Raw genomic sequence first — 14,365 nt, 5'->3', positions numbered from 1 at the left:
GCGATGCTATGCTCGACCGCTCTCGGGTTCTTACTGGGCGGAATTCATGAGCGCGCTTTTTTCTCCGCTCACGCTGCGTAGCGTGACGCTTCCCAACCGTATCGTCGTGTCCCCGATGTGCCAGTACTCCGCCGAGCGCGGCGAGGCGACTGCATGGCACATGATCCATCTCGGCAGTCTCGCCTTGTCCGGCGCGGGCATGTTGTGCATCGAGGCGACCGCGGTCGAGCCCGATGGCCGCATCACGCCCGGCGATCTTGGACTGTGGGACGACGCCACCGAAGCCGCGCTCGTGCCGGTGCTGGCCGCTATCCGCAAGCATTCGCGCATCAGCGTGACGATGCAGTTGGCGCACGCCGGGCGCAAGGCCTCGAGTCATGCGCCGTGGGAAGGCGGGCAACTGATTCCGGTGTCGCAAGGCGGCTGGCTGCCGCACGCGCCGTCCGCGTTGCCGCATAAGGCGGGCGAAGAGCCGCCTCTCGCGCTCGACACAGCCGGCTTGAACCGGATTCGTGAAGCATTCGCGGCGTCTGCGCGGCGCGCCGCGCGCCTGGGTATCGATGCGTTGGAAGTGCACGCGGCACACGGCTATCTGCTGCATCAGTTCCTCTCGCCGATCGCCAATCAACGCGGCGACGAGTACGGCGGCTCGCTCGGCAACCGCATGCGTTTTCCACTCGAAATCTTCGACATCGTGCGCGCCGCATTTCCCGCCGACAAACCGGTGGGCGTGCGGGTTTCCGCGACCGACTGGGTCGAAGGCGGCTGGACACTTGAAGATACGATCGCGTTTGCCGACGAGTTGAAAAAGCGCGGCTGCGACTGGATCGACGTGTCATCGGGCGGTGTCTCGCCGTTGCAGAAGATCCCGCTCGAACCGGGCTATCAGATTCCATTCGCCAGGGCGGTCAAGCAGGCCACCGGCCTCACCACCATCGGCGTGGGACTCATCACCGATCCGGTCCATGCCGAGCAACTGATCGAAGCCGGCGACGCCGATCTGATCGCATTGGCCCGTGCCTTGCTGTACAACCCGCGCTGGCCCTGGCACGCCGCGGCGCAACTCGGTGCGACGGTCGAGGCGCCGCCGCAGTACTGGCGCTCGCAACCGCGCGAGCAGAAAGCGCTGTTCGGCGAGATTTCGTTCGGACAACGGTGAAGACGCCGGCGCGTCTTGCGCTGAGCGCTTATTGACGGTTGAACGAAGCCGTCTTGAGCGTGTAGGATGCCGGTTGTGGCGCATGGGCGTCCAAGGTTCGCGGCGCTCGCAAGGCGCCGCGTTTGCTATCGGCGTCAGCAAAAGCAGCGCGTCAGACGCGAGCATGGCTGACGGCTACCGGAACTTCACTTTCAGTTCTTCACAAGGATTCATTCAATGAGTTCACGCAGGATCGCCGTGCGTCGTTCGGGTGTGCACGGCAAAGGCGTGTTTGCCCTCGAACCGATTGCGGCCGGCGAACGGCTGATCGAATACAAAGGTGAGCGGATCTCTTGGAAAGAAGCGTTGCGCCGTCATCCGCATAATCCGGCGGAACCGAATCACACGTTCTATTTCGCGCTCGACAGCGGCAAGGTCATCGACGGCAAGGTGAACGGCAATAGTGCGCGATGGATCAACCATTCATGCGCGCCGAACTGTGAAGCCGAGGAGATCGACGGTCACGTGTACGTGCATGCGTTGCGCGACATTGCCGAGGGCGAGGAAGTCTTTTACGACTATGGCCTCGTGATCGACGCGCGTCAGACCAAGAAGCTCAAGAAGGAATACGAATGCCGTTGCGGCGCGCGCAAGTGCCGCGGCACGATGCTGGCGTTGCCGGAGAAAGAGAAGGGCGCGGGGAAATCGGACAAGGCGGCGAAGTCGGTCAAGTCGTTGAAGAAGGCCGCGGCGCCAGCGAAAAAAGCGAAGAAGAAATGAAACGCGGGCGGCCTGAATTGACGATAAAGTCCAGGCCGCCCGCGTTGACCCGCATCGTCACATATCGATCGGCGCCGAGTGCGCCGATTTTTTTTCGGGCTGCCCGGGGCCTTCTTCTGTCTGCGCACCGGGGCTGCTCTGAGCAGTGGTGGGCACGAGCGGAATGCGGACGATAAAACGTGCTCCGCCTTCCGGTGCGTCTTCGTAATGCACGCTGCCGTGATGCAGCACCATGATGTCGTGAACGATCGCGAGCCCGAGACCGGCGCCGCCGTCCACGCCGGAGTCGCTCTGGCCATCGCCGCGGAAGAATCGTTTGAACAGATCCGCCTGCTGCGTGAGCGGCACGCCCGGCCCGTTGTCCTCGACGATGATCTCGGCCATGCGCACCTGGTCGATCACCGTTTGCGACACCGTCACCGTGATGCGCCCGCCATCGAAGCGCGAAGGCGGCACGTACTTCAGCGCGTTATCCAGCAGATTCGCCATCACTTCGTGCAGCAGCACGGGATTGCCGCGTGCCATCAGCGGATGATCGTTGGCGGGATCGTCGAGCCGCTGGAAACCGAGGTCGACGTGAAACGCCAGCGCGCGCGGCACCCATTCCGCACCCGTGTCGAACGCGAGCGCGGCCATATCGACATCGACGAAGCGGGCCGCCTGTTCGCCCGGCTCGGCGCGCGCGAGCGACAGCAGTTGATTCGACAGCCGCACCGCGCGGTCGGCTGCGGCGCGCAGCTCGCGCACCGCGGCCAGCGCTTGCTGCGGGTCGCGCGCCACAGCGGCTTGCTCCGCATGCAGCTTGACGGCGGTGAGCGGCGTGCGCAGTTGATGCGCGGCGTCGGCGATGAATTTGCGCTGGCCGTCGAGCGCGGTTTTCAGGCGATCGAGCAGGGCGTTCAGCGCGCCGGTGAGGGGCCGGATTTCGACCGGCACGTAGGTTTCGTCGACCGGTTCGAGGGAGGTGTGGGTCTGCCGGTTCAGCGAGTCGGCAAGATCGGTCAGCGGATTGAGCTGCTGATTGACGACGCGCCACACGATGATCCACCCCGCCAGCAGCAACAACAGCAGCGGCATCATGATCGCGACCAGAAACTCGGCGGCGATTTGAAAACGGTGATGCACCGGCTGACCCACTTCGACGACGATCGGATTGCCGACCGGCTGGTCGACGCGCACCTGCGCCACGCGCACCGTCACGCCTTCGTGCTGCGTTTCGAACACATACGCGTAGTGCATGCGCCGCACGCTGGTGCCTTGCAGCGGCAGCTTAGGGTCGCCGGCGATTTCGGTTTCGCCGTTGCTGATCCGGTAGACCAGGTGCTCGACCGGATCGGAGAACATGGCTTGCGCGAGCGGCGGCACGGTGAACCGTGCATCCGCTCCGGCGATCTGGATCTGTTTGGAGATGGCGGTGGCGAGATCGGCGAGCGAGCGGTCCACCACGTGCTGCGTGTACTGCCACGCGAGCCAGTAAGCGATCAGACCGCTCATCAGCGCGAGCAGCGAAAGGGGAGCGGCGAGGCGCCGCAGCAGCGTGCGGCGCAGACTATTGGCGGCCGGCTGGGGCATGATCGAACGCGCGGGAAAGTGGCAACGGCGAAGGCGCCGTGAAATTCCGCCGGATGCCGGCGAATCGCGCACCAGGTGCGCGGCGCCGGCCCGGCGCCGTCAGGCCGCGACGAAGATCGCGGCCCTCAGGGCGATTATGCGGCCTGACGGATTTCCTGCAACAGATAACCGAAGCCACGCACCGTGACGATTTCGACGCGGCAGCTTTCGAGCTTTTTACGCACCCGGTGCACATAGACCTCGATCGCGGTGTCGCCGAGATCGCCGCCGAAGTGCGTCAGATGGTCTTGCAATTGCGCCTTGCTGACCACGCGGCCATGACGCAGCAACAGCATTTCGAGCACGGCGAATTCACGCGGCGACAGTTCGAGCGGCTTGTCGTCGTTGAAAATGCGGCGATCGACGCCCGACAGGCGCACGCCGCCGAGCGACACTTCCGGACGCGGCATGTCGCCGTGCGGACCGCTGCGGCGCATCACCGCGCGAATGCGCGCTTCGAGTTCCGCGGGTTCGAACGGCTTCAGCAGGTAATCGTCGGCACCGGAATTCAGGCCTTGAACGCGGTCGTTCAATTCGTCGCGCGCGGTGAGGATGATCACCGGCGTATGACGATTGCTCTGACGAAAACGCGACAGCAGCGTCATGCCGTCGATACCGGGCAGACCCAGATCGAGGATCACCAGTTCATGGCGGTTTTGCGTGAGGGCCTGCTCGGCGAAGATGCCGTCATGGACCATGTCGACGGTGAAGCCGGCTTGTTCGAGACTGCTTTGGATGCCGCGTGCGATGGGGCGGTCATCTTCAATCAGAAGGAGTCGCATGGGTTTCGCTCAATTACAATGGGTTAGGCATGTGGGCAAGCGGTTCGCCGGGGCGCCTGCCGCACAGCCGGGGCGTGCGCCGCGGCCGTGCCGATAACCGGCACGAACCGCCGCGAAGCAGCCACTGAGCGATCACGAAGTCATGTCCGAGATAACGATTCACGAACTGGAAGCCGCGATCAACTTCTGGCGCGCCCGCTCACCTTCGAGCGGCGACGAACTCGTTCTGTGCAAGGAGGCAAGCGCGCTCTCCAAGCCGTATGCGTTGATGATTGTACAGCGTCAGCAGACGCTATCGCGGGATCGTTTGGACGCGGTTGCGCGGCAGGCGTGGGATTCTTACGTGTACCTTAAGAACAGCCTGTAGAACTGAAGGTTTGGATGCCCGATAGCCTGCAATGCCCTTTCAGTACTGACCGAATCGTTCGATAAACCTCGATCGAACGCCCCGGCACGCAACCTGAGCGCAGGTGTTACGAAGTAATACTGTCGATGAACCGGGCCAGTTCGATGTCACGCTCGCTCAAGCCGTCGACCTCGTGCGTGGACAACGTGATTTCCACCTTGTCGTAGACGTTGAACCATTCCGGGTGGTGGTCCATCTCCTGCGCCTTGATCGCCACGCGCGTCATGAAGCCGAATGCTTCGTTGAAGTCGGCGAATCTGAACTGCCGCTGGATTGCGTCGCGGCCGGCCACGGCTTGCCAGCCGTGCAGTTTCGCAACCTGCGTCGCACGTTGCTCGGAAGTCAGTTTATGAATCATGGCGCTACCTCGTTGAGCTGGACAGGCGCGCCGAAAAAGCCGGGCGCGTCCATTATCTTTTCACGGATCCGGCGAGCTTGCCGTGCGTGTCGTCGGCGTTTGTCTTCAGATATCGCCGTGCGTCCGCCAGCCTTTGCGTGAGCCGCTTCCGCCGGGGCGACCGTGTTCGAGTCTGAGAACCCGCGTGCAATAATCGCGCATTCAACGGCGATTCCGTGCGGACACTCATCATGTTGGAACTCGATCACTTCGATCTCGCGTTGCTGGACGTTCTTCAGCGCTTTGGCCGCGCCACGCATCAGCAATTGGCGGAGCAAGTGCCGCTGTCGCCGTCGCAGATCGGACGGCGTTTGCAGCGGCTGGAGCAACTGGGGGTGGTGGACGGCTATCGTGTCGTGCTGCGTCCGGAGAAGCTCGGGCTCGGCGTCACGGCCTTCACGAGCTTGAAGTTGAAGCACCACGGCGATTCGGTCATCGAGCAATTCCAGCAGCAGATCGAGGTGCTGCCTGAAGTGCTGGAATGTCACGCGGTAGTCGGCGACGCCGACTACTTGTTGCGCATCGTGGCGCCCGATCTGAACTATCTGTCGACGTTCGTCATGAAGAAGCTGATGCGCGTGCCGGGCGTCGATAGCGTGCGCTCGAATATCGTGCTCACCACGTTCAAGCGTAACGGGCCGTTGCCGCTCGGCCATCTGTCGCCCGGAGCGGCTGCGGCTTAAGTAACGGTTGTTGCACGGGCTCGCCCGCGACCGCGCAGCGATCATTCATGCCGCTTGCTTCGGCTCGCTCTCCGGGCTCAGCAAATCGACGTAGGCCACCGCCACCAGATCCGCTTCCGGCACGCCGAGGCTCGCGAACATCGCATGCGCTTCGGCGTGGCCGCTTTCTTCGTCGTCATCCTGGGCGAGCACGACTTCGAGTTCGACGAAGTCACCGAGACCGTCCACGCGGTCCAGGTGAATCCGCGTGCGCCCGGTCAGATACACATGACGTTCCTTCGTGACGATGCCGCGCGTGGTCAGCGCGGTGGCGAGCAGCGCGTGCATCGCTTCGGGGTTCGTGACGGGGCTGCGCGTGTAATACGACGCCTTCGGGCCGTCGCGGTCGTCGCGCTGATAGAAGATCAATTCGGCCGGCGTGCCGTCGTCGAACTGGCGCAGTTTCAGGCGGCCGCGCGGCACGTCGTAGAAAAAGTCCTGCTGGCGGAAGATCAGCGGCGCGTCGGGCGCGAGCTGCGCGGCGCGTTCGCGCAGTTGCTCGAAATGCTGGGCGCGGGCTTTGATTTCAATGTTGCGTGCCATGTCAGGCTCCTGTCGATGAATGGAGTGGTCGGCGGCTTCCGGTGTTGACGGCGAAGCTGCCGGGAAGGACGAAGTCAGACGGAACAGAAAACGATGCGGGGCCGGCGCGTAAGCGCGAAGCGTCAATCTAACAAAAAGTCCGTGACGGCGTGGTTTCAGATGAGAGGGTGGCGCGCGGAACTGCGCTTGGCCGGCCGCTCGGGCCAAGCGCGGACGAACTGGCAGCGAGCATGAGCATCGAACCTGCGCCTGTCATGAGAACGGCTCATATCGGTTCCGCGCCGCTTCCAGCCGCGTCCACGTCCACCCTCATGTCGCCCATTGCTGTTCGATCAGCTTCAATGCCGCCGCGATCGCCGGCTCGTCCTTGCGCGCCGCGAGCGTAATGAAACTGAGCTGGGTCGGCACGGTGACGCCTTCCACGATGGTCAGCGCGTGCGCATGCGCTTCGGCGATCGCGGTGGCGTCGCGCGCCAGCGTCAGGCCGACGCCCGACTTGACGAGATCGAGCATCGACGGCTCCTGGTCCACTTCCGCCACCTTGAGCGGTTTCACGCCCGCTTCGCCGAAGCAGCGCGACAACAAGCGGTTGTGAGCGGAGGCGGGCGGCGTCCAGATCCACGGCAGCGCCGCGAGCGAGCGCCAGTCGCGCGCGCCCTTCACGCGGTCCTTCCAGCCGGGCGGCGCCAGCACGCGATACTGGAAATGCGTGAGCGTGACGGCGTGGAAGGCCGCGCCGTCGCGTGGATCGTCGTCGGAGGGCAGGCCGATGTAGTAACCCACGTCCAGTTCGCCCGCGCGAACCTGCTCCAGCACCCAGCCCGACATGCCATGCCGCAAGGCCGTCTCGATGCGCGGCCAGGTCTCCACCAGTTGCTTCAGAAAGCCGCCCAGGCGCAGAAACGTCGGGTCGAGAATCGTGCCGATCTGCAAGCGTCCGCGCACTTCGTGACGCAGCGACTCCGCCGCCCGCTGCACGTCGCTCGCGGCGGCGAGCGCCCGCTCGGCGTGCGGCAGAAGCGCCTGACCATCGCGCGTGAGCGAGAGCCCGTGCGAGGTCCGCGTGAACAGCGTGACGCCCAGCGTCTCCTGCAAATGTTTGATTTGCAGGCTGACGGCGGGTTGGGTCAGGTGCAGTTGCACGGCGGCACGCGTGAGGTTGCCCTCGCGTGCGACGATGACGAAAGCCCGGAGCAGAGTCAGATCCATATCCTGATATTAGCGCGGCTTATAGCGCAATTGAGCATTACTCATTGGATTTGTGCGCCCGAAGCGCCTTACGCTTGCGTTCATCACGCCGGTCGCGTCGGGCGGACGACTTTCACACCAAGAGGAACGAGATGAGCGAGACACATCAGGACGAGACCGTCCGCAGCGAAACGAGCGCCCGCGCGCTGACCCATTTCATCAACGGCAAGACGGTCGACGGCACCAGCCATCGTTTCGGCGACGTCTTCAATCCCGCGCTCGGCGCCGTGAGCGCCCGCGTGCCGCTGGCGAGCGTCGCCGAAGTGGACGCGGCGGTCGCCGCCGCCCGCGACGCGTTCCCCGCATGGAGCGAAACCGCGCCGATCAAACGGGCGCGCGTGCTGTTCAAATTCAAGGAATTGCTCGATCGCCACCACGACGAACTGGCGGAATTGATCACACGTGAACACGGCAAGGTGTTCTCGGACGCGAAGGGCGAAGTGATGCGCGGCATCGAGATCGTCGAGTTCGCGTGCGGCATTCCCAATCTGCTGAAGACCGACTTCACCGATCAGATCGGCGGCGGGATCGACAACTGGAATCTGCGGCAGCCGCTCGGCGTGGTCGCCGGAATCACGCCGTTCAATTTCCCGATGATGGTGCCGTGCTGGATGTTCCCGGTGGCGATCGCGTGCGGCAACACGTTCGTGCTGAAGCCGTCGGAGCGTGACCCGTCCGCGTCGATCCGTCTCGCCGAATTGTTCAAGGAGGCCGGCTTGCCGGATGGCGTGCTCAACGTCGTGCATGGCGACAAGGTCGCGGTCGACGCCTTGCTCGTGCATCCCGAAGTGAGCGCGTTGTCGTTCGTGGGCTCGACGCCGATCGCCGAATACATCTATACGGAAGGCACGAGGCACGGCAAGCGCGTGCAGGCGTTGGGCGGCGCAAAGAATCACCTGGTGGTGATGCCGGACGCGGATCTCGATCAGGCTGTCGACGCATTGATCGGCGCGGCCTACGGTTCGGCGGGCGAGCGCTGCATGGCGATTTCGGTGGCCGTCGCAGTGGGGCATATCGCCGACGAATTGATCGAGCGGCTCACACCGCGCGTGAAGAGCCTGAAGATTCTCAACGGCATGGAATCGGCCGCCGAAATGGGACCGCTGGTCACAGCCGCGCATCGCGAGAAAGTGACGGGCTATATCGAAGCGGGTGTCGCCGCGGGCGCGAAGCTGGTGGTCGACGGACGTGGTCATCAGGTGCCCGGGCACGAGCAGGGCTTCTTTCTCGGCGGCACCTTGTTCGACGATGTCTCGACCGACATGAAGATTTACCGCGAGGAGATTTTCGGACCGGTGCTGTGCGTGGTGCGGGTGCCGGATTTCGCTTCCGCGGTGGAGCTCATCAACGCCAACGAGTTCGCCAACGGCGTGTCGCTGTTCACTTCCGACGGCGGTGTCGCGCGGGCTTTCTCCCGTCAGATCCAGATCGGCATGGTGGGGATCAACGTGCCGATTCCGGTGCCGATGGCGTGGCATTCCTTTGGCGGCTGGAAGAAGTCGCTGTTCGGCGATCATCACGCTTATGGCGAGGAAGGCGTGCGGTTCTACACGCGCTATAAGAGCATCATGCAGAGATGGCCCGACAGCATCGCGAAGGGTGCCGAGTTCACGATGCCTGTCGCCAAATAGTTTGAGACGTTTGCCTTCGGCGGCGCTGTTTCGCGGCGCGCCGAAGGCACGAAATGAACGGGCGCATGCAGGCAAACAGCAACCAGACGCCTTGCGGAAAAAGAGCCAGGAGACAAAACAATGAGCGACACCGATAGCCCATCCCGGGCAGCCCGGCGCCTGGAAGGCGAATTCGATTACATCATCGTCGGCGCGGGCACGGCGGGTTGCGTGCTCGCCAATCGCCTCACTGAGGATCCGGAAATCCAGGTGCTGCTGCTCGAAGCCGGCGGCAAAGACGACTACCACTGGATTCACGTGCCGGTCGGCTACCTCTATTGCATCGGCAATCCGCGCACGGACTGGCTTTATAAAACCCAGGCGGAACCCGGCCTCAACGGCCGCGCGCTGTCCTATCCACGCGGGCGCGTACTAGGCGGCAGTTCGTCGATCAACGGCATGATCTACATGCGCGGTCAGCGGGAAGACTACGACGAGTGGGCGCGCGTGACCAACGACGCGTCCTGGTCCTGGAACGCGGTCCTGCCCATCTTCAAGCGCAGCGAAGACCACCACGCCGGCGCGAATGAATCGCATGGCGCGGGGGGGCCGTGGCGCGTCGAAAAGCAACGGCTCAAATGGAAAATCCTCGAGGAGTTTTCGAATGCCGCGCAACAGACCGGCATACCCGCTACCGATGACTTCAATCGCGGCGACAACACCGGCGTCGGCTACTTCGACGTCAATCAGAAACGCGGCATTCGTTGGAACGCGTCGAAGGCGTTTCTGCGTCCCGCGCTCAAGCGGCCGAATCTCACGATCATCACCGGCGCGCACACGCAGCGCGTCGTGTTCGAAGGACGCCGCTGCACCGGCGTCGAATATCGCGGCGACAACACCGACTATCTCGCCAAGGCGCGCTGCGAAGTGATCCTCAGCGCGGGCGCGGTCAATTCGCCGCAACTGCTCGAGCTATCCGGCATCGGCAACGGCGCGCGTCTGCAAAATCTGGGTATCGCCGTCGTGAACGATCTGCGCGGCGTCGGCGAAAACCTGCAGGACCATTTGCAATTGCGGATGGCTTATCAGGTCGACGGCGTGCGCACGCTCAATACCGCGTCCGCGCATTGGTGGGGCAAGCTGATGATCGGCGTGCAATATGCGCTCTTTCAAAGCGGGCCGATGTCGATGTCGCCGTCGCAACTCGGCGCGTTCGCCAGGTCCGACCCGGATGACCGCTCGCTCACGCGCCCCGACCTCGAGTATCACGTGCAGCCGCTCTCGCTCGATCGCTTCGGCGAACCGCTGCATCGCTTCAATGCGTTCACGGCTTCGGTGTGTCATTTGCGGCCGACTTCGCGCGGCAGCATTCACATCGAATCGGCGGATGCGTCGGCGCCGCCGTTGATCGCGCCCAACTATCTCTCCACCGATTACGACCGGCACGTCGCCGCGAACGCGCTGCGTCTCACGCGCCGCATTGCTGCGGCGCCCGCGCTCGCGCGCTATCGGCCGCGGGAAATTTTGCCCGGTCTCCAGTATCAGACCGAGGAAGAACTGCAGCAGGCCGCGGGCGCGGTCGGCACCACGATCTTTCATCCGGTCGGCACCTGCCGCATGGGTACGAGCGACGATCCGGGCGCGGTGGTCGATAACCGGCTACGAGTTATCGGTGTTGACGGCTTGCGCGTCGTCGATGCATCCGTCATGCCCACCATTACTTCGGGCAACACCAACTCGCCCACGTTGATGATCGCCGAGCGTGCGAGCGACATGATCCGCGAAGATCGCCGCGCGCGCGTGGCCGGCAGCGTGGCCGCGCAAATCAGCGCCACGCCGTCGATGTCCGCTTTGTGACAGGCGAGAATGCTTGCCGCATAGGCGACTCGCCGCATGTGTCGGACAGATGTGTCGTGCAATGAAGAAAGGTTGAGCAAGCAACGTGCACGCATCGACCGTGCGCGAGACGGCGTCATCCACTAAGTGCAAATCCCAATGAATGCGCTGCATCATTGGCGCGACAATGGCAGCCATGCTGCGTGCCGCCTTTGGATTACCGTCCCGATTGGTGCAGCACGCCAATGAGCGGCATGGGGTGCCGCCATATAAAAAAGTCGCGCAAGGATTCGCGCGGAAGATCGTAGTGCTTCGCCTTACTCCGTCACGGAAGGGAACATGATTCTCGGCGATACGATTCTCGAAACGCGGGGGCTTACCCGCGAGTTCAAAGGCTTCATCGCCGTGAACGGGGTGAACCTGCGCGTTCGGCGCGGCTCGATTCACGCGCTGATCGGGCCCAATGGGGCAGGCAAAACCACCTGTTTCAATCTGCTCACCAAGTTTCTCGAACCCACCGCGGGTCAGATCGTCTTTAACGGCATTGACATTACCGGTGAGCGTCCCGCGCAAATCGCGCGCCGCGGCATCATCCGGTCATTCCAGATTTCCGCTGTATTTCCGCATCTGACGGCATTGCAGAATGTGCGGATCGGTTTGCAGCGCTCGCTCGGCACCGCGTTTCATTTCTGGAGGAGCGAGCGCACGCTGCGCCAGCTCGACGATCGCGCCATGGATCTGCTCACGCAGGTCGGCTTGACCGATTTCGCCGATGTGTTGACCGTCGAACTTTCATACGGCCGCAAGCGCGCGCTGGAAATCGCCACCACCCTCGCGATGGAGCCTGAACTGATGCTGCTCGACGAACCGACGCAAGGCATGGGCCACGAAGACGTCGATCGCGTCACGGCGCTGATCAAAAAAGTATCGAGCGGTCGCACGATTCTGATGGTCGAGCACAACATGAACGTGATCGCCGGCATCTCCGACACGATCACCGTGCTGCAACGGGGTGAGGTGCTGGCCGAAGGCAGCTACGCCGAAGTGTCCAAGAATCCGCTCGTGATGCAAGCCTACATGGGCAGCGCCGACGCGGCGCTCGCCGGAGCCCACGCATGAATACGATTGCCGAGCGCGAAAGCCTCGAAGTGAGCGACACGGGCGGCGCCGCGCCTGCGCTGGAGATCACGGGTTTGCAGGCGTGGTACGGGGAATCCCATATCCTGCACGGCGTCGATCTGACGGTGAACCGCGGCGAAGTCGTCACGCTGCTTGGCCGCAATGGCGCGGGACGCACCACGACATTACGCGCCATCATGGGGCTGACCGGGCGGCGCACGGGTTCGATCCGCATCGGCGGACGCGAAACCATCAACTTGCCCACGCATCGCATCGCGCATTGCGGCATCGGTTATTGCCCGGAAGAGCGCGGTATTTTTTCGAGTCTATCGTGCGAGGAGAATCTGCTGTTGCCGCCGCCCGTCGGCGACAAGGCGCACATGATGTCGCTCGAGGAAATCTATTCGATGTTCCCGAATCTGCAGGAACGCCGCATGAGCCAGGGCACGCGGCTCTCGGGCGGCGAACAGCAGATGCTGGCGGTCGCGCGCATTCTGCGCACCGGCGCGAGCCTGCTGCTGCTCGACGAAATCTCGGAAGGGCTCGCGCCTGTCATCGTGCAGGCGCTCGCGCGCATGATCATCACGCTCAAGGCGCGCGGCTATACGGTCGTGATGGTCGAACAGAATTTCCGTTTTGCGGCACCACTTGCCGATCGCTTCTATGTGATGGAGCACGGCGCGATTGTCGAGCACTTCGGGGCGAGTGAACTCGAAAGCAAGATGCCGGTGCTGCATGACTTACTAGGCGTGTAGAAACACGCCTGATTGCCTCTGATAACCACAAGCGAAGAACCCAGGAGACAGGAATGAAAAAGAACCCACTCGCGCGGCTTGCCACACTCTGTTTCGCGGTCGCCGCCGGCGCCGCTTCGACGATGGGCACCGCGCAAGCGGCTGATGATGCGGTGAAGATCGGTTTCGTTACCGACATGTCCGGCCTGTACGCGGACATCGACGGCCCGGGCGGCCTCGAGGCGATTCGCATGGCGGTGGCGGACTTCGGCGGCAAGGTCAACGGCAAGCCGATCACGGTGGTCTACGCCGATCACCAGAACAAGGCGGATATCGCGGCGTCGCGCGCACGCGAGTGGTTCGATCGCGAAGGCGTCGATCTGCTGATCGGCGGCACGAACTCGGCAACCGCCTTGTCGATGAACACGGTGGCCAACGAGAAGCACAAGGTCTATATCAGCATCGGCGCGGGCGCCGACACGCTGACCAACGAGCAATGCACGCCGTACACGATCCACTATGCGTACGACACCACCGCGCTCGCCAAGGGCACCGGCTCCGCGGTGACGAAGCAGGGCGGCAAGACGTGGTACTTCCTGACCGCCGACTACGCGTTCGGCAAGGCGCTCGAAAAGAACACCGCGGACGTGGTGAAGGCAAACGGCGGCCAGGTGCTGGGCGAAGTGCGGCATCCGCTGTCGGCGTCGGACTTCTCGTCGTTCCTGCTGCAGGCGCAATCGTCGAAGGCGCAGATTCTGGGCCTTGCCAACGCAGGCGGCGACACGATCAATTCGATCAAGGCCGCCAAGGAATTCGGCGTCACCAAGACGATGAAGCTCGCCGCGTTGCTGGTGTTCATCAACGACATCCACAGCCTGGGGCTCGAAACGACCCAGGGCCTCGTGCTGACGGATAGCTGGTACTGGAACAAGGACGCGACAACGCGCAAGTGGGCGCAGCGTTACTTCGACAAGATGCGGAAGATGCCGTCGAGCCTGCAGGCCGCCGACTACTCGGCGGCCATGACCTACCTGAAGGCCGTGCAGGCCGTCGGCTCGACCGACTCCGAGAAGGTCATGGCGCAACTGAAGAAGGCGAAGGTCGACGACTTCTACGCGAAGGGCTACATCCGTCAGGACGGCAGCATGATCCACGACATGTACCTGATGCAGGTGAAGACGCCGGCTGAATCGAAAGAGCCGTGGGACTACTACAAGATCGCCGCGACGATCCCCGGCGAGCAGGCGTTTACCACCAAGGCTGAAACGCGCTGCGCGCTGTGGAAATAAGCGCGGACTGAGCGCCTGAAAGCCTGAAGGCGGCCTGCCCGGCGTCTTGCCGCGCGCTCGCACGTTAGTCGACGTCGAGCGGCGAGGCGAGCGCCGTGCGGACAAGCAGGCAGGCGGTAAACCGTTTCACATGCCGCGTGCGTTTGGCGA

13 protein-coding genes and 1 pseudogene are annotated in these 14,365 nt (G+C 63.4%); 9 read left to right on the top strand and 5 right to left on the bottom strand.

Annotated elements, in window-relative coordinates:
* The first annotated feature begins 46 nt into the window (after window positions 1-46).
* Window positions 47-1,159 (top strand): NADH:flavin oxidoreductase/NADH oxidase, encoded by a 1,113-nt coding sequence (locus BUE39_RS06730; protein ID WP_073427868.1) that lies wholly within the window; start codon window positions 47-49, stop codon window positions 1,157-1,159.
* 216 nt (window positions 1,160-1,375) lie between these two features.
* Complete coding sequence (locus BUE39_RS06725) at window positions 1,376-1,918, top strand: SET domain-containing protein (RefSeq protein ID WP_073427867.1); 543 nt, start codon at window positions 1,376-1,378, stop codon at window positions 1,916-1,918.
* 57 nt (window positions 1,919-1,975) lie between these two features.
* Here the strand turns inward: BUE39_RS06725 and BUE39_RS06720 are convergent, their stop codons facing one another.
* Both BUE39_RS06720 and BUE39_RS06715 read right to left on the bottom strand, forming a co-directional pair.
* Window positions 1,976-3,490: a sensor histidine kinase gene (locus BUE39_RS06720; protein ID WP_073427866.1), complete on the bottom strand. Its 1,515-nt coding sequence runs from the start codon at window positions 3,488-3,490 to the stop codon at window positions 1,976-1,978.
* A 134-nt stretch (window positions 3,491-3,624) separates the two neighbouring features.
* Window positions 3,625-4,311: a response regulator gene (locus BUE39_RS06715; RefSeq protein ID WP_073427865.1), complete on the bottom strand. Its 687-nt coding sequence runs from the start codon at window positions 4,309-4,311 to the stop codon at window positions 3,625-3,627.
* Window positions 4,312-4,453: 142 nt separating this feature from the next.
* Here BUE39_RS06715 and BUE39_RS06710 point away from each other — a divergent pair, with 142 nt between their 5' ends.
* Window positions 4,454-4,678 (top strand): DUF3717 domain-containing protein, encoded by a 225-nt coding sequence (locus tag BUE39_RS06710; protein WP_073427864.1) that lies wholly within the window; start codon window positions 4,454-4,456, stop codon window positions 4,676-4,678.
* Between the two features lie 106 nt (window positions 4,679-4,784).
* On the opposite strand, the pseudogene BUE39_RS06705 reads toward BUE39_RS06710, so the two are convergent.
* Window positions 4,785-5,078: pseudogene (locus BUE39_RS06705) on the bottom strand (4a-hydroxytetrahydrobiopterin dehydratase); the annotation flags it as partial.
* Between the two features lie 227 nt (window positions 5,079-5,305).
* On the opposite strand from BUE39_RS06705, the gene BUE39_RS06700 reads away from it, so the two are divergent.
* Entirely contained in the window at window positions 5,306-5,797 is a 492-nt protein-coding gene (locus BUE39_RS06700) for an Lrp/AsnC family transcriptional regulator (protein WP_073427862.1), read from the top strand.
* 45 nt (window positions 5,798-5,842) lie between these two features.
* Here BUE39_RS06700 and BUE39_RS06695 read toward each other — a convergent pair whose 3' ends face one another.
* Together BUE39_RS06695 and BUE39_RS06690 are read right to left on the bottom strand one after the other, a co-directional pair.
* Window positions 5,843-6,379, bottom strand: coding sequence for a class IV adenylate cyclase (locus BUE39_RS06695; RefSeq protein WP_073427861.1), 537 nt, complete (start codon window positions 6,377-6,379; stop codon window positions 5,843-5,845).
* A 309-nt stretch (window positions 6,380-6,688) separates the two neighbouring features.
* Complete coding sequence (locus tag BUE39_RS06690) at window positions 6,689-7,588, bottom strand: LysR family transcriptional regulator (RefSeq protein ID WP_073427860.1); 900 nt, start codon at window positions 7,586-7,588, stop codon at window positions 6,689-6,691.
* Between the two features lie 131 nt (window positions 7,589-7,719).
* Here BUE39_RS06690 and BUE39_RS06685 point away from each other — a divergent pair, with 131 nt between their 5' ends.
* The 5 genes from BUE39_RS06685 (at window position 7,720) to BUE39_RS06665 (ending at window position 14,215) form a co-directional block, all read left to right on the top strand.
* Window positions 7,720-9,258, top strand: a complete 1,539-nt coding sequence (locus tag BUE39_RS06685; protein WP_073427859.1) for a CoA-acylating methylmalonate-semialdehyde dehydrogenase — start codon at window positions 7,720-7,722, stop codon at window positions 9,256-9,258.
* Window positions 9,259-9,378: 120 nt separating this feature from the next.
* Window positions 9,379-11,094 (top strand): GMC family oxidoreductase, encoded by a 1,716-nt coding sequence (locus BUE39_RS06680; protein WP_073427858.1) that lies wholly within the window; start codon window positions 9,379-9,381, stop codon window positions 11,092-11,094.
* Window positions 11,095-11,412: 318 nt separating this feature from the next.
* Window positions 11,413-12,192, top strand: coding sequence for an ABC transporter ATP-binding protein (locus BUE39_RS06675; protein WP_073427857.1), 780 nt, complete (start codon window positions 11,413-11,415; stop codon window positions 12,190-12,192).
* A complete protein-coding gene (locus tag BUE39_RS06670; protein ID WP_073427856.1) occupies window positions 12,189-12,947 on the top strand; it encodes an ABC transporter ATP-binding protein in 759 nt (252 codons plus the stop codon). The genes BUE39_RS06675 and BUE39_RS06670 overlap by 4 nt, the downstream gene beginning before the upstream one ends.
* A 53-nt stretch (window positions 12,948-13,000) precedes the next feature.
* A complete protein-coding gene (locus BUE39_RS06665; protein WP_073427855.1) occupies window positions 13,001-14,215 on the top strand; it encodes an ABC transporter substrate-binding protein in 1,215 nt (404 codons plus the stop codon).
* The last annotated feature ends 150 nt before the right edge of the window (window positions 14,216-14,365 follow it).

It is taken from the genome of Paraburkholderia terricola, assembly GCF_900142195.1.
GTDB lineage: Bacteria > Pseudomonadota > Gammaproteobacteria > Burkholderiales > Burkholderiaceae > Paraburkholderia > Paraburkholderia terricola.
This window is presented reverse-complemented; position numbering and strand designations above follow the sequence as displayed.

Coding starts and splice junctions, on each gene's coding strand:
- BUE39_RS06680 (WP_073427858.1), top strand. CDS start 9,379: ATGAGCGACACCGATAGCCCATCCCGGGCAGCCCGGCGCCTGGAAGGC.
- BUE39_RS06700 (WP_073427862.1), top strand. CDS start 5,306: ATGTTGGAACTCGATCACTTCGATCTCGCGTTGCTGGACGTTCTTCAG.
- BUE39_RS06725 (WP_073427867.1), top strand. CDS start 1,376: ATGAGTTCACGCAGGATCGCCGTGCGTCGTTCGGGTGTGCACGGCAAA.
- BUE39_RS06715 (WP_073427865.1), bottom strand. CDS start 4,311: ATGCGACTCCTTCTGATTGAAGATGACCGCCCCATCGCACGCGGCATC.
- BUE39_RS06670 (WP_073427856.1), top strand. CDS start 12,189: ATGAATACGATTGCCGAGCGCGAAAGCCTCGAAGTGAGCGACACGGGC.
- BUE39_RS06685 (WP_073427859.1), top strand. CDS start 7,720: ATGAGCGAGACACATCAGGACGAGACCGTCCGCAGCGAAACGAGCGCC.
- BUE39_RS06675 (WP_073427857.1), top strand. CDS start 11,413: ATGATTCTCGGCGATACGATTCTCGAAACGCGGGGGCTTACCCGCGAG.
- BUE39_RS06720 (WP_073427866.1), bottom strand. CDS start 3,490: ATGCCCCAGCCGGCCGCCAATAGTCTGCGCCGCACGCTGCTGCGGCGC.
- BUE39_RS06710 (WP_073427864.1), top strand. CDS start 4,454: ATGTCCGAGATAACGATTCACGAACTGGAAGCCGCGATCAACTTCTGG.
- BUE39_RS06665 (WP_073427855.1), top strand. CDS start 13,001: ATGAAAAAGAACCCACTCGCGCGGCTTGCCACACTCTGTTTCGCGGTC.
- BUE39_RS06690 (WP_073427860.1), bottom strand. CDS start 7,588: ATGGATCTGACTCTGCTCCGGGCTTTCGTCATCGTCGCACGCGAGGGC.
- BUE39_RS06730 (WP_073427868.1), top strand. CDS start 47: ATGAGCGCGCTTTTTTCTCCGCTCACGCTGCGTAGCGTGACGCTTCCC.
- BUE39_RS06695 (WP_073427861.1), bottom strand. CDS start 6,379: ATGGCACGCAACATTGAAATCAAAGCCCGCGCCCAGCATTTCGAGCAA.